Here is a 25,113-nt window from a genome sequence, read left to right as displayed (position 1 = left end):
AGAAAATTTATATATAAGGGGGAATAAAATGAATAGAGAAATAGTTATATTGATAACATTCGTTTTATATTTAGCAATGATGTTGGGGATTGGAGCATTTTTTTACAGAAAGACTCATAATTTATCAGACTATGTATTAGGAGGAAGACAGCTTGGTAAATGGGTAGTTTCTATGAGTGCGCAGGCTTCTGATATGAGTGGATGGCTATTAATGGGCCTACCAGGAGCAGCATATTTAACAGGGCTTTCAGGATCTATTTGGATGGCCATAGGCTTAGCTATAGGTACATATCTAAATTGGCGTATTGTTGCAAAGAGATTAAGAGTAGCAACAGAAAAGTTAGATGATTCTATTACAATATCCTCTTATTTAGAAAATCGTTTTGAAGATACTAGTAAAATTTTAAGAGTAGCATCATCACTATTTATTCTTATTTTCTTTTTAATTTATACAGCCTCAGCTTTTGTTGCTAGTGGTAAATTATTTGGAACTGTATTTGGAATTGACTATAAGGTTGCAGTTATAATAGGCGTTATTGTAGTTGTAAGCTATACGTTTATGGGCGGATTTATGGCAGTATGTTGGACAGATCTTATTCAAGGTATTTTGATGTTTGCTACATTAGTTATTTTGCCTTCTATTGTTATCTTTAGTGTGGGTGGAATAGGAACGATTGTAAATACTATAGAGCCTGTTTTACTGAATCCATTTTTAATGGAGGCCCTTGTGCCAACAGGTGCGCCACAAAATACTTTAATGATGATCGTTGGCATTTTATCTTCATTAGCTTGGGGACTAGGATATTTTGGACAGCCACATATTTTAACACGTTTTATGGCAATCAAAGATCCTGAAGAGATTACAAGGTCAAGGCGTATTGCTACAGGATGGGTTATTATTTCGCTCATTATGGCTACCATTGTTGGACTTATTGGGCATGTAGCATTTACAGGGTTAAGCCAAGTAGAATCAGAAAATATCTTTATTTTATTAGTAGGGAAGTATTCTCCTCTTATTCTATCTGGCATTTTACTTTCTGCTATTCTAGCAGCAATTATGAGTACAGCAGATTCACAGCTTCTTGTAACAGCATCAGCAGTATCAGAAGATTTTTATAGAGGTATTATTAGACCAACAGCTAAAGATAAAGAATTAGTGTGGGTAGGAAGAATAACTGTTATGGCTGTTGCACTGATTGCAGGATATATAGCATTAAATCCTAATAGTTCAGTATTAGGATTAGTATCTTGGGCTTGGGCAGGATTTGGAGCAAGTTTTGGACCTGTTATTCTTATTTCTCTATTTTGGAAGCGTATGACCAAACAAGGAGCTATAGCAGGAATGATAGTAGGAGGATTAGTAGCTCTTATATGGCCAATGCTTAAAGCTACATTCCCGGGTATTTGGATCTTTTATATCTACGAAATTCTACCAGGATTTATTTTTGCATGTCTTTGTTGCTATGTAGTAAGTAAGGTGTCTGTTAAAGAATCTGCTAAGATTGAAGCTAAAATGAATCAACTTAATCTGTAAGAATATTGTATATCGTCTAAAAAGAATATATAATATACAATGGAAGTCAAGTTCAGATGTGGAGGAGTTGCAGATGATTAAAACCACTATAGTAGGATATGGGAAAACACAAACTAAGTTAATGGAACATTATATGGATAGATTAGAGAAGTATTTACCTTTGTATTACCCTAATATATCTTGGCAGTTTCTAGATGTTAGGCTAAAAGAAGGTACGAGCAAGAAGTATAATGAAAACTTAAAATCTAAAGTTCTCGTTTATAATCCTAATATAGTCTTTGTTGAATTAAGTTTAGAAGAGCTTAACACCAACAATGCAACATTTGTTTCACTTGATACATATGAAAATGAATTAGATAACTTAATAAATGAGATTAAGTCTTCTAATAATAGAACAGGATTAAATGGATGTATGCCTATTCCTATACTTATTACACCTATCCCAATGAAAGAGAGCAAAGAGGATAGGGGATGTAGTAATAGTAGAATTAGCCAATATACATATAGAGCGAAAACAGTCAGTGCTAAGCACGACTGTCCTATTATAGATTTATTCAGTATTATGAGAAAGCAGCCTCAGTATGAGGAGCAATTTATAAATGAAGAAGGTACCGCATTAAATGAAAAAGGTGTAGACCTTTTATACGATATAGTATTTATTGAACTTACAAGACTTATTAATTATCAAGGGGTATTAAAGGATCGTTTTATCTCATAAGCAAACAGGGAACAAAACATAATGTTTTGTTCCCTGTTTGCTTTATTTACTAATGATATCAATAACAAAATGTAGTTTGCCTGATTGATGGATACGTTGGATACTAATAGTATAAGAGGTTTCATATTCTTTTAAAGTATCATCATTTCTATATGAAATACTATAAGCATCATGAAGCATTTCATTAGTCCTATTTGAAGAGCTAATAGTGAAAGGACTAAAGTATTTATCATCTCTTAAATCATGCTTATTACGATAGTATTCATAAAGAGCACGCATAATAGTTGTATCTACAGATTTTTGTAAGTCCATATCAGTTAGAGAACGTTTAGGATAATAAGTAGACCAAATCGTCGGATAAGTCCATTGATCCTCACCAAGTTTAAGGCGGATTGTACTTCCGTAGAAATCAATTTTTAGAGGAAGCGTTACAGTATCTGTAATTTGATTTGGGTACGTATGTGTATTAATGATACGGTAAGATACTTGGATATTATTATAAGGAGAAAAAGTTAGACGAGATCTTAGATAGTCAGTTACTTTAGTTTGATTAGAATTATCTAAGAAACTGATGTAGTCCTTATTGGTAATAGCAGTATTAATAGCATTGGTAATCGTATCTTCTGTACTGAGGGCCATAATATGTTTAGGTAAATTGTTTAAGTTATAAGGGGATAGAATATAAGTATGTTCTTCAGGTGAATCAGAGTTACGTGAAAATAGAGTAGGGCAAGTAATTTGTATGTTGCCTTGTGCTATATCTAGATTATCTTTACCAAGGATTATCTCGAATAACTCAATAGGAACATAGACTTTATTATCTATTGCTACTGGTGGAGTCGATAATATGTACTTTTCTATACCTTTTGAAACAGTTTTCACATTAGCCTTTAATTCATAAGTTTTATCTTGAAAGTTTAAAACGTATGTTTCCTCATCTACAGTTACATGAGTAAATAAAATATTTGCAAGTTCATTTAAGTCCATATAGAGCGTATCATTCCTCTCAATCAGTGGTGTACTTAATTGATAAGAGATATCGTTCACTTTTAAAGTATATTGTGTATTAGCATATACTGGTGTCATGAGTAAGAGACAAAGGATGCAAATAAGTTTTATATAATTTTTCATAATACACCTCCAGGTAAATTATACCATATAACTAAAGTATTACGCAAATGTATATAAAGTATTGCAAATATTACAGTTCCAATTAATATGTACAAATGAAAAGAGGTTAGTATGTATGATTAATCATACATACTAACCTCTTTTAAATGCTCAAAGAAATGAGGATAAGAAATACGTACACATTCACTATTTTCTATCTCAGAAGGAGAAGAAGCCATCAGTGAAGCAACGGCTAAGCTCATAGCAATACGATGATCATCATAGCTTTCAAGCTTAGCACCTTGAAGAGGATAGCCACCTTCTATGATGAGCCCATCTTCTTGAGGCGTAATATGTGCTCCCATTTTAGTGAGCTCATTAGTCATTGTATCAATACGATTAGATTCCTTAACACGTAGTTCTTTTGCATCTTTAACTGTTGTAGTACCTTCTGCAAAGAGAGCAGCTACAGCAAAAGCAGGAATTTCATCAATCATGGTTGGGATAATATCACCACTGATTGTAATACCTTTTAAATGAGATGATTCTACAATCATATCACATACAGGTTCACCACAGAGTTCACGTTCATTTAGGCAAGTAATACGTCCACCCATTTCTAATAATGCGTCTAAGAGTCCGCGACGTGTAGGATTAATGCCTACATTTTTGAGGGTGAGCTTGCTGTTTGGAACGATTAATCCAGCTACCATAAAGAAAGCAGCAGAAGAAATATCACCAGGTACAATAACTTCACGACCTGTTAAATGACTATTAGGATGAACAGTTACACATTTACCTTCTGTCTCAATCTTAGCTCCGAAGGCTTTAAGCATACGTTCAGTGTGATCTCTAGAAATACTAGGCTCAGATACAGTAACAGGGCTATCTGCGTATAAACCTGCTAGAAGAATACAAGATTTAACTTGGGCACTAGCAACAGGTGAAGCATAGTTGATACCAGTTAATGTACTTGGTGTAATAGTTAGTGGACAGTAGCTATCATCTTTACCTTCAATATGAGCGTTCATAGCTTTAAGTGGAACCATAATACGATTCATAGGACGCTTTTGAATAGAAGCATCTCCAGTTAAAGTAGAAGTAAAAGATTGTCCAGCAAGAATACCAGAGATTAATCTAGTGGTTGTTCCGCTATTACCACAATCTAATATAGTATCAGACTTACTTAGGCCATGGAGGCCTTTTCCTTGAACTAAGATAGAGTCTGGACACATTTCAATATGAATACCTAATTGACGAAAACAACGAATAGTAGATAAACAGTCATCGCCCATTAGAAAGTTGTAAATACGTGTTTCCCCTTCCGCAATACTTCCAAACATAATACTGCGATGAGAGATAGATTTATCTCCAGGAATAGATAAAGTCCCCTTAAGAGATGATGCAGGTTGTATAATCATAACAAAACTCCTTTAATTCAAATATTAGCAATAGACCGTATAGTTGTGCTTAGTAAGTAATTGATGTGCTTTTTGCATATCATGCTTGTGACCAAAAGCAATACGGAGTACGCCGCTTGAAAATTCTCTGTGGTTAACAATGCCAATATCTTTAATATTAATACTGTGAGAACTAAGGAGTGTTGCAATGCATGCAATAATACCAGGTTCATCTTCTGCATCTACAAAGATTGTATATACTTTAGCAATGTCAGGTTTAATACCATCTTGGAAGGAGTCACGATAATTTCTAGCTTCATTAAAGAAGTCATAAAGATTATCAGCTTCTTCCATATCAAGTATATTTGAAAACTCACTTAAAGAGTCTATAAATTTCTTAAGGCAAGTTTGAATATTTGTTTTATTAGAGAGACAGATATCTTGCCAGATAGCCGGATTAGAGGAGGCTATACGTGTAATATCTTTAAATCCTCCAGCAGCTAATGTGTGTAAGAGATGCTCATCTCCATCATTATTTTTTACAAGATGGACCAAACTACTTGCAATAATATGTGGCAAGTGACTAACAGCAGCAGTAGCAAAGTCATGATAATCTGGTTCTAGAGTAATAGCAATAGCACCAAGACGTTCTATCATTTTTTGCATAATGAATAGAATAAAGTCAGGTGTCCCCTTTAATGGTGTTAAAATATAGTAAGCATTTTCAAAAAGATAGCTAGTAGAAGCTTCATAGCCTGATTGCTCAGAACCAGTCATAGGATGTCCTCCTATGAAATAGCACTTTTTAGGACTATGTGAAATAAGACGTCCTATTTTTTCTACAGTATCATGTTTTGTACTTCCTATATCAGTTAAAATACAGTCTTTAGAAACATAAGGTAGTAGCTTAGCTGCTACCTTATCAATAGCAGAAACAGGCGTACAAAGAAAGATAACATTACAATCTACGAAATCTTCACCTATTTCTACTGCAATATGGTCAATAGCACCCTCATCTAGAGCTTTAGCACAAGAAAGAGAATCGGTATCATAGCCAATAATATAACTATTTTGTGCATGAACTTTTTTGAGTGTCTTGGCAATTGATCCCCCGATAAGACCAAGACCGATGATACCAATACGCATTTAGATCGTTCTACCCATTGCCTCAGCTATTGGGCGAAGTTCATCCATAAGCACTTTGAAGTCTTGGGGATCAAGAGATTGAGGACCATCGGACAAAGCAATTTTTGGATTAGGGTGAACTTCTATCATAAGTCCGTCAGCACCAGCAGCAATAGCAGCTTTTGCTAGACTTGGAATATATGGACGCTTACCACAAGCATGGCTTGGATCCACAATGATTGGTAAGTGACTTTTTGATTTGATAACAGGAATAGCACTAATATCTAGTGTATTACGCGTTGCTGTTTCAAATGTACGAATACCACGTTCACAAAGAATAACATTTTGATTTCCTTCGCTCATAATGTATTCAGCAGCATTAAGCCATTCATCAATAGTAGCAGAAAGACCACGTTTTAAAAGTACAGGAATATTTGTTTTACCTGCAGCCTTTAAGAGCTCGAAGTTTTGCATATTACGAGCACCTATTTGAAGAATGTCTACATATTTAGAAGCAGTTTCTACTGCACTAATGCTTGTTACTTCACAAACAATAGAAAGTCCAGTTTTTTCCCTTGCTTCTTGCATATATTTAAGGCCTTCTTCTTCAAGACCTTGGAAAGAATAAGGTGATGTACGTGGTTTATAAGCACCACCGCGTAGTACAGTTGCACCACCCATTTTTACTGCATCTGCAGATTCAAGAAGTTGATCACGGCTTTCAATGGCACATGGGCCAGCCATAATGATAAGTTGTTTACCACCAACCTCACAGTTGCCAAGTTTGACTTTTGTTGGTTCCGGATGAAATTTAAGATTAGCTAATTTATAAGTCTCAGTTACAGGCACGATTTTATCTACTCCATTCAATGAACAAAGGCAGTCACTACTTAATAAAGATTTATCTCCAACAACACCAATAATCGTTACAACAGCACCTTGAGAAATATGTGCTGAAAGGCCAGCGTTTTCTATTTGCTTAACGGCTGTATTAATCTCATCTGATGTTGCAGTATGTTTCATAACAATAATCATAGTACAAACCTCCTTTTATAACCCTATTTTACCTTTTATAGATCTATTGTACAATGCTAAAATCTTGAATGTCAACGGTCGGAGAATTGCAAAGCAGGGAAAAAGCTTGCAATCAAAGACTTTTAACGAAAAGTGACTTTTTATGCAAGCTTTTTAAAAATATATCATATTAATTATTGATAATTGGCAAGTTGTAATGAATAAACTTGCATATTAATTCTTTTTAGACTTGTTTTTTCTAAAGAATAAATAAGAATAAAGTATAGGGAAAAATAACAGTACAAAAGAGATAATGGTCATGATGGTAACAAATTGAGTAGGTACAAATCCGGTTATGATAAAGCAGATACCTGCAAAGACAAAACAGTATCCACCAACACGATGTGTAGCACGCCAGTTAGCTTCATCATTATAAGTCCAAGGTACCTTAATACCTAGTGTATAGTTTTGTTTAATTTGTGGCATGTAGTTTCCTATAACAATAAAAAGAATACCAGTAAGAGGTGGTACAATTTTATTAACAGAAAGGGTTAAGCCAAGAGCGATCCCCATAGTTACCCAGTGAATAATAATGAGTAGGAGAAGAATAAATAAAATAAAGATATTATAAGCTTTACCATGTTTTAAATAAGCATCTCCTTTTGGATCTATCTTAGGAACCACTTTTAGAAAAGCTAACATTAGGAGTGGTAAAATAGCTGTAAAAAAAGCAAAACTACGAGGACCATAGTTATCAATTTCACCTGCACTATTAAAATGAATAGGTATTTGAGCTGGTAATTGATTGTATAGACATACAGTAGCAATGAAAGAAATGATAGTTATAATAGCGATGCTTATAATCATAGGATTTTTGGTTTTCATAATCATTTATCCTCCTTATTCATTAAATCAAAAAAGAATGTAAGGGCATCTTGGAGTGTTGTTGTATTTAAAGAATAAATAACACTTTGACCTTGTTTTTCAGATGTAACGAGATTTGCTTGTTTAAGTAAGTTCAAATGGTGACTAATGGATGGTTTTGCCATATCAAAGTGTTCTGCAATTTCGCCAGCAGAGAGATCACCATTTTTGAGAAGCTGAATAATCCTTCGTCTAGAAGGGTCTGATAAAGCTTTAAAAAGATCATTCATAGGTAGTACCTCTTTCTCTAAAATAGTTGACTTTAAGATAAATCGTATTATAATGTTAGGTAATTAGATAAATATCTAAATATCTAATTAAATGATATACCTTTTTATTTAAAAATGCAAGCCGTAAAAGGAAAGGGAAGTGAATACTATGCTTAGTATTAGACATTTTTCAAAAATATATAAAGGTGGAAAAAAGGCAGTAGATGATTTGAACCTTCATATAGATAAGGGAGATTTATATGGCTTTATAGGTCACAATGGAGCAGGGAAAACAACAACTTTAAAGGCAGTCGTTGGGATACTTGATTTTGAAGAAGGAGAAATAGAGATAGACGGAACATCTATCCTCAAAAATCCTCTTGAATGCAAATCTAAGATTGCTTATATACCTGATAATCCGGATTTATATGAGCATTTGACAGGCATACAATACTTAAGTTTTATTGCAGATATATATGGCGTAGCAAAAGAAGAAAGAGAGTCACGTATTAAAAAATACGCTGACCAATTTGAGCTAACAAGTAGCTTAGGAGACTTAATTTCCTCCTATTCACATGGGATGAAGCAAAAATTAGCCATTATTGCAGCCTTAGTGCATAAACCTAAATTACTTATATTAGATGAACCTTTTGTAGGACTTGATCCTAAAGCAGCTCATACGTTAAAACAAATTATGCAAGAGGTGTGTGCTGAAGGCGGTGCTATATTTTTCTCTACCCATGTATTAGAAGTAGCAGAAAAGTTATGTAATAAGTTAGCAATTATTCAAAAAGGGAGATTAGTTGTTACAGGCAAAACAGAAGATGTTAAAGGTAATCAGAGCTTAGAAGATTTATTTATGGAGTTGACACGTCATGAATAAGGTATGGTATCTATTTAAAATCCAATTAATGGCTACAGGTAATATTAATAAAATGCTTCATGAGAATGATCCTAAGAAGAAAACAAAAGTTTTAGGTATGAGCTTTTTATTTTTATTAATAGGCATGATGTTTGTTCTTATGTCGGCTACATATAACGGTATTCTCTTATTCAATTTATTAGAGTGGAATATGGAATCCTTATATTTGCCACTTGTTATGACCCTTACCAGTATGATTTTGTTTCTTACAACAATTTATAAGGTAAATGGTGTACTATTTAGTTTTAAAGATTATGATCTATTAATGAGTTTACCTATTAAGACATCTTATATTATCGCTAGTCGTATCATTTGGCTATATAGTATGAATTTCTTATTCTTAGCGATTATTATGATACCAGCAGGTGTACTCTATAGCATAATGGTACAGGCGAGTATAGGTTTTTGGATTAAATACATTATAGGACTTTTATGTGTACCTTTTATTCCAATTATATTAGGTGCTATTATTGGAACAATTATTACTGTAATTGCTTCAAAATCTAAGCATACCAACATTATTAGCATAGTCTTATCAATGGCAGTAGTGGTCGCAATATTTGCAAGTACAGGAACAATAGGGCAAGCAACTGAAAGTGCATTAGAAAATATGGATGTAGTGGGGCAAATGTTAGAAGGATTTATACAGAAAGTCTATCCATTTGCACTCATGTATGGCAATGGTGTTTGTAGTAATCAAATAGGAGGTTTGCTAGTATTTATAGTTATCTCATTATTAAGTTTTGGTATATTCATAGTCATATTGGGAAGATACTTTAAACAGATTCAAACAAGACTTGCAACTTCTGGCACTCATACAGTATATAAATTAGGTGAGCTCAAAGGTACATCCCCTTTAATGGCACTTTATAAGAAGGAACTAAGAAGATATTTTAGCTCTAGTTTATATGTAATGAATACAGCAATAGGGTCTGTACTACTTTTAGTATTTGCTATTAGTCTATGTTTCTTTGATATGAGTGAGATTGAAAGCGCACTGGGTGTCTCTAATATAGGAATATATGTAGGGCAATTTGCACCTATTGTTGCGGCGTTCTTTATGGTCTTAACATGTACAACAGCTTCCGCTATTTCATTAGAAGGAAAGAACCTATGGATTTTACATTCTTCACCTATTCCAATAGAAAAGATATTTATAAGTAAGTTACTCATTCAACTTACAATAACAGTACCAGCGATTCTAGTAAGTGGTATTATTATGATTTTTACATTCCAATTAGATCTTGTACAAAGTATACTAGTGTTTGTCATTCCACTTATATACTCTACTTTGATAGGTATGGTAGGGCTTAATATGAATTTAAAATACCCTAAGCTAGACTGGACAAGTGAAGTGCAAGTGGTTAAACAAGGCGCACCAGTCATGCTTACGATGGTAATAGGATTGTTAAGTATAGTTATTCCTGTTGGTCTTGTGATGGTCCTACCAGGGATAGCTCAAAATATGAGATTAATCATCCTTACGGTGTTGCTAATCGGATTGACTTTAGGAAGTTATAAGTATTTGAATACTAAAGGAGTAGCATATTTTAAAGCGTTATCATAAAAAATATTCTATAAGACATGAAAAGAGGTATATAACGAGAGGAAGAATCTCTCATTATATACCTCTTTTATCTATTTAATATAGATTAATTAATCCTATAATAGCTTCTTAATTTTCTTCTAAATGCTCAAAGAAGTGTTTATTATGAAGATGTGTAATATCACAATAAATAGGAAGACCATTTTTGTAGCCTACTAAAGTTTCGCCTTCGATTAAAGGACGAAGATAGGTAAGCATGTCTTCTGTTACATCATTACCTGCTTCATTAATCCAAGATCTTGGAATAATTCTTTCCTTATTAGCAATATCTTCAATGGCATGAGGAACAATCTCAACTTGGTATGGTGCATCACTTATACGGTTATAGCACATCATACTTGCTGTTAGTCCATCTATAGCAGCTTGTACAGCAGCTTTACCAATGAGAACACTCTCATCAATATCTGTTTTAGAAGCCACATGTGCCGCACAACGTTGTGTCACATTAAGCTCTACAGAACGTACTTTACAACCAAGTTGGTCTTTTAAGTAATTTTCAAGTGTTTTCCCAGCACCACAAAGTTGTTTATGACCAAAGGCATCTACGCTTGTTCCAGTTGCTGAAATATAGTTACCTTCTGCATCTTTAATACCTTCAGATACAGCTACAATAATATTTTTGCGTTCTTTTTGAACACGTTTTATATCTTCTACAAATTGTTCAAGAGAAAAAGCTGCTTCAGGTAAATAAATAAGGTCAGGTGCACAAGAATATGTTGTACGAGCCAGTGCAGCACTTGCAGTTAACCAGCCAGCATTACGGCCCATAATTTCAATAATAGTTACAGATGGAATATTATAAATATAAGTATCATGTGCAATTTCGAGCATTGTAGTAGCAACGAATTTTGCAGCACTACCAAAACCAGGTGTGTGATCAGTCATTGGTAAGTCATTATCAATAGTTTTTGGAATACCAACGATACGAATAGGGAAATTTTTTAATTCAGCATAAGAAGAGAGTTTAACAACGGTATCCATAGAGTCATTACCGCCAATGTAAAATACAGTTGTAATATTGTGAGTAGTAAAGAACTTAAATAGTATTTCATAAACCTCAGGAGCAACTTCATAATGAGGTAATTTAAAACGACAGGAGCCTAAAAACATAGAAGGCGTAATAGAAAGAGTATCAAGAGATTCTTGGGTCGTAAAAGTTTCCGATAAATTGAGATACTTGCCTTGAAGTAAGCCTTCAATACCATTAACCATCCCATATACCGAGTTATAGTTCTCCGATTCTAATATACCTTGTAAAACGCCACTTAAAGAAGCATTTATAGCAACAGTAGGGCCTCCGGATTGCCCAACAATACAGTTTCCGCGAGTTAGCATGCAAAGATCCTCCTTAGAAATATCAGTCATTCATTCATTTAAGCATACCTATTCATAATACTAAAAAGCGGACAGATTGACAAGAGTAAGCAAGTTTCAATCTTTAAGTTTAAAAAACCTAAAAATTTGGCAATAATGTTGATACATTATAAAAACGAGGTGCTAATATGGATACTATGGAGATTATTCAGAAAGAACATTTAACAATTAAGAGTATTTTGAGACAGATGAAAAGTGAGCTCGTTTCTCTAGTACAAGATCAAAGGGTAGACAAGGTAATGTGGTCTATTTGTCTAGCTTTTGTTAAAGAAAATATAATAGGCTTTCATCATCTTAGAGAACGTGAACTTATTATGAACTACAGGTTGGGTGGGAATTACAAACAGTATGAGGAACTGATGAATAGTATAAACGAAAGGCATGAGCTCATAGCTTGTCACTATGAGAGATTAGTAGAATTTTGGAATTACTATCAAAATGGTCATACACTTGCTAGATATAATGTCATGGAAGAAGGCGAAAGTCTTATCCTTTTAATGGAGATTAGTATGACTATGGAAGAAAAACTTTTTGACTTGACAAGAAATGAATGTATAGTACAATAATTGATATAATAGTATGAAATGCTAGGAAAATGCAAAGTAGCTTTTTTAGAACCATAAAGAGAGAAGGTGTCACCGGCTGTAAGCACCTTTTGGCCCTGTAGAAAAGTGAATTTCACATTGGAGCAGTACTTTTGAATCCTTTTCATCTAGATTGAAAGAAGTAGGAAGTATCGGTTGCGCGTTATAGCTATTAAAGTGTTTATACTTAGTATAAAAATTTGGGTGGTACCGCGGAGTCAAGCTTCGTCCCTTTTCGGAGGGATGGAGCTTTTTTTATTTCTAAAATTATAAAAGTAAGTTTAAAGTCCAGAAAGGAGTAAGAAAAGTGAAAGAAAAATTAGAGCAAATTCAACAAGTTGCATTAAGTGCAATACAAAGTGCAAGTGATCTTAAAGTATTAGAAGACTTAAGAGTACAATACTTAGGTAAAAAAGGTGAGCTTACAGCTGTTCTTAGAGGAATGAAAGATTTAACAGCAGAAGAAAGACCAGTAGTAGGTCAAATGGCAAATGAGGTGCGTGAAGCATTAGAAACAGCCTTATCTGATAAAAAGGTAGCTCTTGAAAGCGAAGCTGTAAATCAAAAACTTAAAGAAGAAGTTATTGATATCACAATGCCAGGTAAAAAAATGAACAAAGGACATATGCATCCACTTCATAAAACACTTGAAGCATTAGAAAACATCTTTATGGGAATGGGATATGAAATTGTAGATGGTCGTGAAGTTGAAACAGCTTACTACAACTTTGATGCCCTTAACTTAGGAGAAGAACATCCAGCTCGTGATGAACAAGATACATTCTACTTTACAAATAACTTAGTACTTCGTACAGCTACATCACCAGTACAAGTACACACAATGGAAGAACAAGCACTTCCTATTCGTATGATTGCTCCAGGACGTGTATACCGTTCTGATGAGTCAGACGCAACACATTCACCAGTATTCCACCAAATTGAAGGTCTTGTAATCGATGAAAATATTACATTTGGTGACCTTAAAGGGGTACTTGCTGAGTTTGCTAAGAAATTCTTCGGAGATAAAGTACAAGTTAAATTTAGACCTCACTACTTCCCATTCACAGAGCCAAGTGCTGAAGTAGATGTAAGCTGTGTAATGTGTGGTGGTAAAGGCTGTAACGTATGTAAAGGTTCTGGCTGGATTGAAATTTTAGGATGTGGTATGGTACATCCCAAAGTACTTGAAATGGCTGGTATCGACTCAACTAAATACCAAGGATTCGCATTTGGTATGGGTGTGGAACGTTTAACAATGCTTAAATACGATATTAACGATTTAAGATTATTCTACGAAAATGATGTGAGATTCTTATCACAGTTCTAGGGAAGAGAGAATGTGGGAAGACGGTGGCTATATAGAGTTTGAGCATTCCATATGCTCCTTCCACATTTTAAGAGCTGCTATTTCATTATAAATAAGATAACGCCACAAACTCGCTAACGCTCAAACAGTGTGGCTAAAACCATCTTATTTATAATTCATGCATCTCTACAAATGCTCCAGAGGCATATTTCATGCTTCAACCTCTAGACATCCACCTTGCCAAACATCCATAGGTTTCCTAGGAACTTTGATAAGGAACGGAAAGTAAAGGGTGGATTTGGTGACTGCATGGAGTTTGAATACTCAATGTAAACACTCTAGCTAAACTTCTAGAAGTGGCCTAGATACTTTTCACTTCATTATTACGAGTACTGGTAAGCTCCTTAGATCCTGAGAGGGATAAAGGGGGAGAAACAGAAACATCTGTGATAGATTATAACGATAATGTAGTTCGATTAAATAAGATAAAAGTATATAAAGATGATAGATAAGAAAGGAAGTTGGAAAAATGAACGTACCTATGTCTTGGTTAAAACAATATGTAGATATTGATGTAGATATAAATACTTATATAGATGCAATGACAATGTCTGGCTCTAAAGTTGAAACAGTTGAAGTGAGTGGAGAAGAGATTACTAAAGTTGTTGCAGGTAAAATTGTTGAAACAACTCAACATCCTGATGCAGATAAACTTCGTGTAATGAAAGTGGATATCGGTGGAAGTGAACTTCTTCAAATCGTTACAGCTGCAACGAATGTAAATACAGGGGATGTTGTTCCTGTATCACTTGAGGGTGCAACACTTCATGGTGGTCTTAAAATTAAAACAGGTAAACTTCGTGGTGTAGAATCACAAGGTATGTTCTGTTCAGTAGAAGAACTTGGTTTTGCTGCAAGTGACTTCGAAGATGCACCAGAAGATGGTGTATATATCTTCCATGAGCCAATTGAATTAGGTTCAGATGTAAAACCTTTCTTTGGTCTTGGCGAAGAAGTAGTAGAATATGAAATTACATCAAATAGACCAGATTGTTTCAGTATTTTAGGGATTGCGAGAGAAGCAGCTGCGACTTTCAAAAAACCTTTCAAATACCCAGAAATCAAAGTTGAAGAAGTTGCAGGTAATGCAGCTGACATGGCAAAAGTAACAATTGAAAATGAAGTACTTTGCCCAAGATACGCAGCACGTATTATCAAAAATGTAAAAGTAGGTCCATCACCAAAATGGTTAAAAGACCGTCTTTTATCAGCAGGTCTTAGACCTATTAACAACATTGTAGATATTACAAACTACATGCTTCTTGAATTTGGTCAACCAATGCATGCTTTTGATTACGATAAACTTAAAGGTCACCATGTAATCGTACGTAATGCAAAAGACGGAGAAAAAATGGTTACTTTATTCGGTGATGAAGTAGAACTTGATAACACAATGCTTGTTATTGCAGATGAAGAAAAACCAGTAGCAATCGCAGGTGTTATGGGTGGAGAAGATACAAAAGTAACAGAAGAAACAACTACAATTCTTTTTGAATGTGCTAACTTCAATGGATACAATGTACGTCAAACTTCTAAAAAACTTGGTATTAGCAGTGACTCATCTAAAAAATACGTTAAAGGTCTTGATCCAAACAACATTACAGATGCAGTAGACCGTGCAGCACAACTTATCAATATGACAGGTGCTGGTGAAGTTGTATCTGGCGTTATTGATGTATATCCAGTAAAACGTGAAAAACTTACAATTTCATATGATTTACAATGGATCAATAATTACCTTGGAACAAAAGTAACTGAAGAAGAAATGAAAGCTTACTTCGAAAGTCTTGAGTTTGAAGTGAACACAGAAGCAAAAACAGTTACACTTCCAACATTCAGACCAGACATTACAATGATGGCTGACCTTGCAGAAGAAGTTGCTAGACTTTATGGCTATGATAAAATCGAAGTAACACTTGAAAGAGGTACACCAACAGTTGGACACAAAAACTTTGAACAAGAAACAGTAACAGAAATTCGTCATCTTATGAGTAGATACGGTGTACATGGTGCTGTAACTTATACATTCGAAAGTCCAAAAGTATTTGATAAACTTTGCATTCCAGCTGATAGTCCACTTAGAAATGTATTAACGATTACAAACCCACTAGGTGAAGACTTCAGTATCATGCGTACAACTACTTTAAATGGTATCTTAAATTCACTTTCTATTAACTATAACCGTAGAAATGAAACAGCTATGCTTTACGAAGTAGGCAAAATCTTTGAAAAAGTAGAAGGACAAGAACTTCCAAACGAGATCAAAAAACTTACTGTAGGTATGTACGGCAAAGATGTAGACTTCTACACACTTAAAGGTCTTGTAGAATCTTTAATGGAAGACCTTCATGTTCAAAAAGTAGAACTTGAAAGAAATACAGAGTTAGTATTCATGCACCCAGGTCGTACAGCTAACCTTTTAATTGGTGGTAAAGTTTGTGGTTACTTCGGTGAAATTCACCCACAAGTAGCTAAAAACTACGGTTTAGAAGCTAAAACTTATGTAGCAGAGCTTGACCTTGCTATGATTCTTAACAATATGGAAAAAGCACGTAGCTACAGTGCCCTTCCTAAATTCCCATCTTCAACAAGAGACATCGCTATGTTAGTAGCAGCAGACGTACTTGTAGGTGATATTGAAAAAGTCATCAAACAAAGAGCTGGTAAACTCCTTGAAAGCTGTGAACTCTTCGATGTTTACCAAGGTAAACAAATTGAAGAAGGTTTCAAATCAGTAGCTTACAACCTTGTGTTTAGAGCACCTGATCGTACACTTGCAGATGAAGACATTCAAAAACCAATGAAGAAAATCTTAAATGGTCTTGAAATGGTTATTGGAGCAAAATTAAGAGAACAATAAGATACAGATTGTAGAACTTATAATAAGACAAATAATAGGAGGTACTGAGATTCATTTCAGTACCTCCTATTACTGTTTAGATACAAAACCAACAGGTAGATTTAAGTTAGCTTTTTGATTGTAGTAAAACTTATATCACGTCTATCCCAAGGCTTATTATCCAAACTGCTGGGTTATGGACGTAGTACTTTGAGGTAGACTTTGTCGATGAAGAAGTAGCTGTAGGTGGGGCTTTACAAGTGATTGAAATAAGTGAAAGCTATAATATAAAGAGTATACAAAATAGTGCTTAAAATAGAGGGGATATTTTAAAGAACTTTGAGAAATAGAATAGATAAAAATATAAAAATTATATATTTTGTATATTGTAAAATAATCAGAAAAGTTATATACTTAGTATATTAAGAGACATGCAGTATAAAGTAACCCTAATATAAAAGTATGGTGCGTTGGTATTCTAGATGCCCAACCTACTATACCACTAAGAAAGAAGCCATAACTTTTGCCTCCCCTCCCAAAAGGCAAACTTGTTTCTTAGGCATCCCCATCTTGGAGGTGACACCAAGATGATGGATGAAAAGGATAAGGATTCAATCTCATAATGGAATCAATAATACATATTGTATAAATGTTGGATGGAACCAAGACAGTACCTCTTATGTGTTACAAGTGGCCAGACGATTAAAAGTGTAAAGTCATTGCGACCTCTTGCACCGGCAGGGATACCAGGCGCTTTAGTAAGGACGAGAATCGGCTAGAAGGGAACCAGAATAACTCCTTATACACACACCCTATTGATGAAGTTGTATAATAAGAGTCCGCTAAAACATGTCACCTATAAAGCTAGCTTAAGTTTGCCCATGATTTTGGAGGGGAGGCAACTTAGGCTAGCTTTTGTTGCATTGTGAGATCTTAAGCCTATTAGGCATATAATAAGGGTTTTATAATTACTTAAATTTTAAGGGGGAAAGGCTTGGTGGCCTTTTTTCAGTTAGTCTTCGTCATTATGGTATTAAAAGGATGACTTTTTTATGTATAGAATTAATGATAGTAAACGCTATTATAATAAAGAATATTTTTTGGATAGCTAAACAAATGATGTGCGGGATAAGCTACGGTTTCCTAAACCGTGCGTCGTAGGTTCGAATCCTATCAGGTGCAATGAATAAAGTCTTACAAGTACTTGATTTTCAAGGGGTGTAAGGTTTTTGTTTTATAGAGAAACTACTAGAGAATTGCAATTAGTGGTCATTAAGGTCGTCTTTTTTTAGGTAGTCGTCGTCTTTAGGGCGTCAAATGGGCGACTTGAAGGTTAAATAATTTATATATGAATAGTGTGGGTAATAAAAGTAAACAGTATTACGTAGTAAACAAGTTGACTAAAGATATTTTTTTATATAAAATAAAAAATGACAATATGGTATGAAGGGAATGATACTGCTCCTCATATTTGATTTTGTATAATAGGCAAAATAAATGTGGTATGGAAAAACAATAAAATTACAATGAAATAAGGTAATTAAAGGCCATTTGCTATGATGGTTTATTTATATTACCAATTTGTAATTTTAAATTATTTCCATACCTTTATATACTTTTAAGTAGAAAGCTATGGAAAAATCCATAGCTTTTATTTTTGCCATATTGTCAAAATCAATCACTAACTAAGGAGAATGAAAAGATGAATAAAAGAAAGATGAATAAAAATTTCTTTATACTGTATTTTGGACAAGCTATTTCACAACTAACAAGTTCAATTTTACAGATGGCAATCGTATGGTATTTAATTGCTGAAACCAATGCGCCATCTATTATTGCATTATCAGGAATTATGGCTTTTCTTCCACAAGGTATTTTAGGATTTTTTGTAGGTGTATATATAGATCGCTCTGATCGGAAGCAAATGATGATTGTATCAGATATTGTAATTGCATTAGCGAGCTTGGTAATTGTTATTGCAGGCTTGGGTGGAAATATTCCTATATGGATTATCATGGTAGTTTTAGCAGTGCGTTCTATTGGAACGGCATTTCATCAACCTTGCTTACAAGCAGTAACTCCACTGATTGTTCCAGAAAGTGAATTAAGCAAGTATGCAGGTTATTCACAAACACTCCAATCTATATCTCTTATACTGAGTCCTGCTATTGCGGCAGCCTTATTTACAGTTTGGAAGCTAGAATATATTGTTTTTCTAGATTGCATAGGTGCAATAATAGCGATTGCATGCATATTCGTTGCAAAGATCCCTAAAAACAGAGAAACTGCTGAGGCTGTGGAAAATCATTTCTTTACTGAAATGAAGGAAGGAATAGTTGTTCTAAAGGAAAATAAACTTGTAGGATTTATGATGGCAGGGGCTATGTTTTCAATAATATATATGCCTATTTTTGTGCTTTATCCAATGATGACACTAGGGTATTTTAATAAAAGTGAGTGGCATGCAGGCTTTGTAGAGATTATATTTGCTATTGGAATGCTAATGGGAGCAGTACTACTTAGTAGGCTTAAGTTAAAAAGGAATAAAATTATTTATGTAGCGATTGCTACTATTGGAATGGGAATATCTCTTACATTTTCAGGAATATTATCGACACAGGCATTCAGTGGATTTGTTGTTTTAACAGCGTTATTAGGCTTTGCATCACCATTTTATCAAGGTTTACAGACAATAGTATTTCAAGAGAAGATAGAGAATTCCTATTTAGGAAGAGTACTATCCTTATCTGGAGCACTAATGGTAATTGGTACACCTATAGGGATTGCAATATCGGGTGTTATGGCTGAAATAATTGGAGTACAGACATACTTCTTGATTTCAGGAATAGGGATTATGGTCGTAGGGGTTGTGTATGCTAAAATATATATGACGACTACAAGATATAATTAAGAAGCACTTATCTGATGAAGAGTCAGGTAAGGGGATTGATACCTAATAATAGGCTAGAAGGATAAAAATTATTATATAAGAGGAAGAAAATTGAAAAAATAGCAATAGGTGTACTAAATGCAGAAAAGTAAAAAACGTAACAAAAGATCCAAAGACAGAGAGTAGTATAAGGGAGCTAGAATTGCCTAACACATTGGCATTAATCCAAGGGTAGCTCAGCAAAGGCTAGGACATGCATCCATTTCAACAACAATGGATATTTACTCACATGTTATAGGAGAGGTAGAAAAGGAAACAGCAGAAAAGTTAGATAGTGGTATTTTCGAGGCTCTAGACGTAGGTATAGTTTAATACTTACACTAGAGCCTTTTAATTTTACGGAGAAGGTAGTTTTAAAGACACTTTTTTCAAATAGTGTGCATTATCCCTAAGTAGTGCAAACTTATTTAAATTGTTAGGACGTCAAAACGTCGTCGCTAGACAGAAATAACAAAGAGGGCGACGAGAAGAAATGCCTGAAGGGGTTGAGTACCAAAGGGTACAGAGTTTAGGAAAGACAGCACAAAAGCATAAATGGCAGGTTTCCTAAACCGTACATTACCTATTCAAGTTTATTTAGGTGCAATTAACAAAGATTCGTAAGTTATTGGCTATCAATGGCTTATGAAGTATTATTAGGCCGTTAAACAGGAAAAGATTTAACAGTCCATGATATTATAGAACTAATCTTTACGCCTATAATGGGTGGTAAGCAATCTAAGGTAGATAAAATATTGCAAGCTATTAGATTAGTCAAAGATGTGGATAAGAACTAAAAAAATAATAGTGCATAAATGAAGAGACTTGATTAATAGCAATATATATCAAGCCTTTTTATTTTGAGGGGGAAGAAAAATGGAAATGATTAATATAAAGGAGTATTTAAAGGCTAAAGATATTCTAACAATACTAGCCCAAAGTACATATATGCCTACTGAAGAAAAATTAAATGCTAGAGCCCAAAGGTATATGGATGATGACAGAGTTATTGCCTTAGGTGCAAATATAGATGATAAGTTTTGTGGCATTGTTATTTTAAATTATGTAGAGAGTTACAGAGTAGAGATACTGGACATTGCTATTTTAAAAGAGAGGCAACATCAAGGCATTGGATATCAAATGATTAAATGTATAAAAGAGTTCTATAAACCAGCCTGCATATTAGCAGAAACGGATGATGATGCAGTTGGTTTCTATAGAAAGATAGGCTTTGAAGTGAATAGTTTAGGTGAGAAATATCCAGGCATTATTAGATATGAATGTAAGTGTACTTGTGAATAGGAGACTATCGCAGTATGGATTAGCTATAGTTAGAGGTCAAACGTTTCTATTATTATGATGGAATAAAGTCGCCAATGAGCTATTAATGAAATAAGGGATGATTAGCAATAAAGGCTATATCCAATGATGATTAAAAAATAAAATCTTGGATACATCAAAAAAATACTTCTCATGTCAATCAATAGATAATGATTTTCATGAGGAGTATTTTTAATTAGAGTGTATGAGAAAAGAATCAATAATAAGGGGTAAAAATAAATCAATGATGATCAAACTCAATGTTCCTATGCAAAAGAATGGGAAAATAATGCTATAAAAAGAAGTTTCACCAATGACAAAGGTGGTAACGGCTAAAAGGAGAAGGAAAGTAACTTCTAAGCCTTTCAAACAACGAATAAGCGCGCAAGCTACTTTAGAATGAAGTAATCTTTCATGTTGTATAGAATGTCCTTTGATAAGAGGCAAGCAAGTAAGCAACGTAGCATCATTAATTGAAAAAAAGAAAGCTAAAAGAAAAATACCCAGGAGTATTAAAGTTGTAGCAAAAGTATAATACATATCATTCACCTCCACAAAATCTATATTTATATAATATGGCTCAATAAGGAATAAAATGTAAAAGTTATTCAAAAACAAATTATTAGTTTTGAATAAAAAATAAAGATAGATTTAGAATTGAAATATAGCATGTATAGAGATACAATAAGCTTAAAACTTAATTTAGATAAAAGCATATTGGGGTGTAATTGGGTTACCATATGCTAGCAAGTGGGGGTGAGAAGATGGCAAAGCCATTACTAATATATCCAGTAGAAGGCATACCTCATTATTCAACATGGCAAGTGATTAAACAAATTAATGAAGGTTGGTCCATGGACAAAAAATATTACGTTGAAGATAAAGAAAAAAATAAATTTCTTATACGTATAGCAGATGGTTCACTATATGAAGAAAAACAAAAGGAATATCAATTTTTACAAAAGGCGAATAAGATTGATGCAGTGATGTCGCAAGCAGTTGAGTTTGGAACATGTAATGAAGAGCAATCCGTTTATATGATTTTAACATGGGTAGAAGGAACCCCACTTAATGAGTGCTTAGATCGGTTACCTATTGAAGAGCAATATGCTTTGGGATTAGAAGCGGGGAGAATACTAAAAGCTATTCATCAAATTAAAGTGGCTAAAGAAGATAGGCATCTACAAGATAGAAAACAAAGAAAGCTTGGTGGGATAGAAAAGTATAAATTGAGTAGTAATCGGATCCCAAATGATGAAGGGATCATTACATATGTAGAAGAAAATATTCATCTACTAAATCCTTATCCAGCAGTTTATTTGCACGGGGACTTCCATCCAGGAAATATGATTTTAACACCAGATGGAAAGCTAGGTATTATCGATTTTAATAGGTGGAAATATGGGGATCAATACGAGGAATTTTATAAGATACAGAGCTTTGCTAAAGAGATTAGCATACCTTTTTCAAAAGGACAAATAGATGGATACTTTGACTACGAGCCACCAGAAATATTTTGGAGGGTACTTTCTGTATATGTAGCACATGCAGCCTTATATTCTATTGTATGGGCTGAAAAGTTTGGGGACGAAGAAGTAGAAGGTATGAAAAGACGATGCTACGAGGCAATAGAAGACTATGAGTATTTTGCTAAAATTGTACCAAAGTGGTATAAGACAGGCAACAATTTTAAATAGACGAATAGAATAGTACAGAAGACAAAGGCGTCTTAAGTGTATCCATGAATGAAAACACTTAAGGGGTCTTTTTATTTTTGTGCTTGTACAGGAGGGAAATTATATGTGTTCAATATGTGGTATCGTTGATTTTATACATGAAGAAAGAGCAAATGAGGGGTGCGTTAGAAAAATGGGAGAAGCTCTTGCTCACAGGGGGCCAGACCAACAAGGGGTGTATGTAGCAAAAGGTGTAGCTTTTCAGCATAACCGTTTAGCAATTATGGATGTTGAAAGAGGTCTTCAACCTATGACAAGAGTTTATGAAGGTAGGAAGTATACCATTGTTTATAATGGTGAAATTTATAATACACCTGAACTGACTAAGATGATTGAAAAGGCAGGTGTGAAGTTACAAACGACATGTGATACAGAAGTTGTTTTGTATCTTTATATTTTACTTAAGGAACAATGTGCAAATTACTTAAACGGAATCTTTGCCTTTGCAGTATGGGATGAAAGCAAACATGAGGTTTATTTAGCACGTGATCGATTTGGTATTAAACCTTTCTTCTATACACAAGTTGGTAGTACCTTATTGTTTGCATCTGAAGTAAAGGGGTTACTTGCTCATGACCAGGTTAAAAGTGTCTTAGATCAAGAAGGTTTATGGCAACTTCTTTACTTAGCGCCTACTAAAATAGGTGGAACAAGTGTATTTAAAGATATTTTAGAAATTCCTACAGGCTATTATGGTGTTTACAACAAATCAGGATTGAAGCTTACAAAGTATTGGGAATTAGAAGCGAAGGCATTTGAGGGAACTGAACAAGATGCAGTAGAAGAAACAAAAAGATTAGTAACAGATGCTATTACAAGGCAACTTGTATCAGACGTACCCCTTGCTACTTTACTTTCCGGTGGATTAGATTCTTCTATTATAAGTAGTGTAGCAGCTAGAAAATATGCAGCAGAAGGTAGACAGCTTGGAACGTATTCTTTTGAGTATGCTGGAAATAAAGAGAACTTCCATGCAACCTTGTTCCAACCACAAAGTGATGATGAGTATGCACGTTATCTGGCTCATGAATTAGGAACACATCATCAAGTGCTAACGGCTGATATTGATAGCTTAATTAAATTACTATATGATGCCACATTATATCGTGACTTACCAGGTATGGCAGATATAGATTCTTCTTTACTCTACTATTGTAGCCAAGTTAAAAAAGAACACACAGTAGTATTATCAGGAGAATGTGCAGATGAAATCTTTGGTGGATATCCTTGGTTTTATCGTCCAGAAATGCTTCAAAGTGGCTTCTTCCCATGGATTCATGATGCAACGAAGAGGGCTAGCCTTTTCCAAGATAAATGGGTCAAACCAGATGAAGGTCTTGCATTTGCACAATCTGTATATCAAAAGAGTGTAGCAGAATGTCCAGTGCTTGACTCTGATAATGCAAGCATGAGACAAAGCAGAATTGCGACATGCTTATCCGTACACTACTTTATGACATCATTGTTAGAAAGAAAAGACCGTATGAGTATGGCTAGTGGTGTAGAGGTAAGGGTACCTTTTGCAGACCATCGTATATTAGAATTTATTTATAATGTACCTTGGGAAATTAAGTTCAAAAATCAAGTAGAAAAGGCGCTCTTAAGAGAAGCAATGCAAGACTATTTACCAGATAAAATCCTCAATCGTAAGAAGAGTCCTTATCCAAAAACCCATAATCCAGCATATGAAGCAAAGGTTATCAAACTTTTAGAGTCAAGATTAAACGACAGTGATTGTAGAATCAAAGAGCTCATTAATAAAGTAGCATTAGAAGATATTTTAGCTACACAGAATGTAACTTGGTTTGGTCAATTGATGTCAAAACCACAGCTTCTTGCTTGGTTATTACAACTTGATTATTGGTTAGTCAATTATAATGTAGATATACAATTATAATAGATACAATGGGAAACGTAGCAGGATGTTATTTAAACTTTAAATGAGAAGACGAAGGTACCCAGAAAAGGTATAAAGCGTTAAAAAATAAATGGTCAACTTTAACAATATAAAAGGGCTATAAAACTAATCAAATTTCTAGTTTTATAGCCCTTTTATTTATTTTGATTATTAATAATGATATGCAGTCTTTCACTTAATTGAGATTAAGCATGTGTTTTGTAACGAGAATAGGATGTTTGAAGAATATTCGAGGACCGCTAAATTTCATAACCTTTTTGATTTCTTCTTTGTACTTAGGCGCATAGCAATGGGTTTGGCATTGGCTACAAAAGGTTTTGTTTTCAGCATATCTACAATGAGAAAGACGTTTAAGAGCATAAGCTTGTAAGTTAGCACATTCTGTACAAAGATCAGATGCATGATGATGTTTGTGACAGTAAATTTCAATCATATGGGTTACAACTTGTTTTTCTGTTTCTATACGTCCCATGTAAGAACCTCTC

Annotated in this window: 20 protein-coding genes and 1 other annotated feature; of the genes, 11 read left to right on the top strand and 9 right to left on the bottom strand. The window is 34.2% G+C overall.

Annotated features, from left to right (window positions below; translation table 11 throughout):
* Positions 1-28 precede the first annotated feature (28 nt).
* The gene (gene putP / locus BN2390_RS20900) at positions 29-1,534 is read left to right on the top strand and encodes a sodium/proline symporter PutP (protein ID WP_053986218.1); all 1,506 of its coding nucleotides are present in this window, start codon (positions 29-31) and stop codon (positions 1,532-1,534) included.
* Between the two features lie 73 nt (positions 1,535-1,607).
* Entirely contained in the window at positions 1,608-2,252 is a 645-nt protein-coding gene (locus BN2390_RS20895) for an SGNH/GDSL hydrolase family protein (RefSeq protein ID WP_053986217.1), read from the top strand.
* 42 nt (positions 2,253-2,294) lie between these two features.
* On the opposite strand, the gene BN2390_RS20890 is transcribed toward BN2390_RS20895, so the two are convergent.
* The 6 genes from BN2390_RS20890 to BN2390_RS20865 form a co-directional block, all read right to left on the bottom strand.
* Entirely contained in the window at positions 2,295-3,383 is a 1,089-nt protein-coding gene (locus BN2390_RS20890) for a stalk domain-containing protein (RefSeq protein ID WP_053986216.1), read from the bottom strand.
* A 119-nt stretch (positions 3,384-3,502) separates the two neighbouring features.
* Positions 3,503-4,783, bottom strand: coding sequence for a 3-phosphoshikimate 1-carboxyvinyltransferase (aroA, locus tag BN2390_RS20885; protein WP_053986215.1), 1,281 nt, complete (start codon positions 4,781-4,783; stop codon positions 3,503-3,505).
* A gap of 24 nt (positions 4,784-4,807) precedes the next feature.
* Entirely contained in the window at positions 4,808-5,908 is a 1,101-nt protein-coding gene (locus BN2390_RS20880; protein ID WP_053986214.1) for a prephenate dehydrogenase, read from the bottom strand.
* Positions 5,909-6,922: a 3-deoxy-7-phosphoheptulonate synthase gene (gene aroF, locus BN2390_RS20875; RefSeq protein ID WP_053986213.1), complete on the bottom strand. Its 1,014-nt coding sequence runs from the start codon at positions 6,920-6,922 to the stop codon at positions 5,909-5,911.
* 213 nt (positions 6,923-7,135) lie between these two features.
* On the bottom strand, positions 7,136-7,786 hold the full coding sequence (locus tag BN2390_RS20870) for an SdpI family protein (RefSeq protein ID WP_198524961.1): 651 nt from the start codon (positions 7,784-7,786) through the stop codon (positions 7,136-7,138).
* 2 nt (positions 7,787-7,788) lie between these two features.
* Positions 7,789-8,055: an autorepressor SdpR family transcription factor gene (locus BN2390_RS20865; protein ID WP_053986211.1), complete on the bottom strand. Its 267-nt coding sequence runs from the start codon at positions 8,053-8,055 to the stop codon at positions 7,789-7,791.
* Between the two features lie 148 nt (positions 8,056-8,203).
* Between BN2390_RS20865 and BN2390_RS20860 the strand changes: the two genes are divergently transcribed.
* Both BN2390_RS20860 and BN2390_RS20855 read left to right on the top strand, forming a co-directional pair.
* The gene (locus BN2390_RS20860; protein ID WP_053986210.1) at positions 8,204-8,917 is read left to right on the top strand and encodes an ABC transporter ATP-binding protein; all 714 of its coding nucleotides are present in this window, start codon (positions 8,204-8,206) and stop codon (positions 8,915-8,917) included.
* Positions 8,910-10,523 (top strand): putative ABC transporter permease subunit, encoded by a 1,614-nt coding sequence (locus BN2390_RS20855; RefSeq protein WP_053986209.1) that lies wholly within the window; start codon positions 8,910-8,912, stop codon positions 10,521-10,523. The genes BN2390_RS20860 and BN2390_RS20855 overlap by 8 nt, the downstream gene beginning before the upstream one ends.
* Before the next feature lie 108 nt (positions 10,524-10,631).
* Here the strand turns inward: BN2390_RS20855 and BN2390_RS20850 are convergent, their stop codons facing one another.
* A complete protein-coding gene (locus BN2390_RS20850; RefSeq protein WP_053986208.1) occupies positions 10,632-11,897 on the bottom strand; it encodes a 6-phosphofructokinase in 1,266 nt (421 codons plus the stop codon).
* Positions 11,898-12,064: 167 nt separating this feature from the next.
* Here BN2390_RS20850 and BN2390_RS20845 point away from each other — a divergent pair, with 167 nt between their 5' ends.
* The 5 genes from BN2390_RS20845 (at position 12,065) to BN2390_RS20825 (ending at position 20,956) form a co-directional block, all read left to right on the top strand.
* On the top strand, positions 12,065-12,502 hold the full coding sequence (locus BN2390_RS20845) for a hypothetical protein (RefSeq protein ID WP_053986207.1): 438 nt from the start codon (positions 12,065-12,067) through the stop codon (positions 12,500-12,502).
* A 14-nt stretch (positions 12,503-12,516) separates the two neighbouring features.
* Positions 12,517-12,756, top strand: a binding site (T-box leader).
* Positions 12,757-12,827: 71 nt separating this feature from the next.
* Complete coding sequence (pheS, locus tag BN2390_RS20840) at positions 12,828-13,847, top strand: phenylalanine--tRNA ligase subunit alpha (RefSeq protein WP_053986206.1); 1,020 nt, start codon at positions 12,828-12,830, stop codon at positions 13,845-13,847.
* Positions 13,848-14,355: 508 nt separating this feature from the next.
* The gene (gene pheT / locus BN2390_RS20835; protein ID WP_053986205.1) at positions 14,356-16,746 is read left to right on the top strand and encodes a phenylalanine--tRNA ligase subunit beta; all 2,391 of its coding nucleotides are present in this window, start codon (positions 14,356-14,358) and stop codon (positions 16,744-16,746) included.
* 1,681 nt (positions 16,747-18,427) lie between these two features.
* Positions 18,428-19,636 carry an MFS transporter gene (locus tag BN2390_RS20830; protein ID WP_053986204.1) on the top strand — a complete coding sequence of 403 codons (1,209 nt, stop codon included), beginning with the start codon at positions 18,428-18,430 and terminating at the stop codon, positions 19,634-19,636.
* Positions 19,637-20,530: 894 nt separating this feature from the next.
* Positions 20,531-20,956, top strand: coding sequence for a GNAT family N-acetyltransferase (locus tag BN2390_RS20825; protein WP_053986203.1), 426 nt, complete (start codon positions 20,531-20,533; stop codon positions 20,954-20,956).
* A 210-nt stretch (positions 20,957-21,166) separates the two neighbouring features.
* Here the strand turns inward: BN2390_RS20825 and BN2390_RS20820 are convergent, their stop codons facing one another.
* Entirely contained in the window at positions 21,167-21,514 is a 348-nt protein-coding gene (locus tag BN2390_RS20820) for a hypothetical protein (RefSeq protein ID WP_053986202.1), read from the bottom strand.
* Between the two features lie 224 nt (positions 21,515-21,738).
* Here BN2390_RS20820 and BN2390_RS20815 point away from each other — a divergent pair, with 224 nt between their 5' ends.
* Complete coding sequence (locus BN2390_RS20815) at positions 21,739-22,671, top strand: aminoglycoside phosphotransferase family protein (protein ID WP_053986201.1); 933 nt, start codon at positions 21,739-21,741, stop codon at positions 22,669-22,671.
* A 103-nt stretch (positions 22,672-22,774) separates the two neighbouring features.
* Entirely contained in the window at positions 22,775-24,607 is a 1,833-nt protein-coding gene (gene asnB / locus BN2390_RS20810) for an asparagine synthase (glutamine-hydrolyzing) (protein ID WP_053986200.1), read from the top strand.
* A gap of 196 nt (positions 24,608-24,803) precedes the next feature.
* Here asnB and BN2390_RS20805 read toward each other — a convergent pair whose 3' ends face one another.
* Complete coding sequence (locus BN2390_RS20805; RefSeq protein ID WP_053986199.1) at positions 24,804-25,100, bottom strand: nitrous oxide-stimulated promoter family protein; 297 nt, start codon at positions 25,098-25,100, stop codon at positions 24,804-24,806.
* Between the last annotated feature and the right edge of the window lie 13 nt (positions 25,101-25,113).

It is taken from the genome of Niameybacter massiliensis (assembly GCF_001282685.1).
Classification (GTDB): Bacteria; Bacillota; Clostridia; order Lachnospirales; family Cellulosilyticaceae; genus Holtiella; species Holtiella tumoricola.
This window is presented reverse-complemented; position numbering and strand designations above follow the sequence as displayed.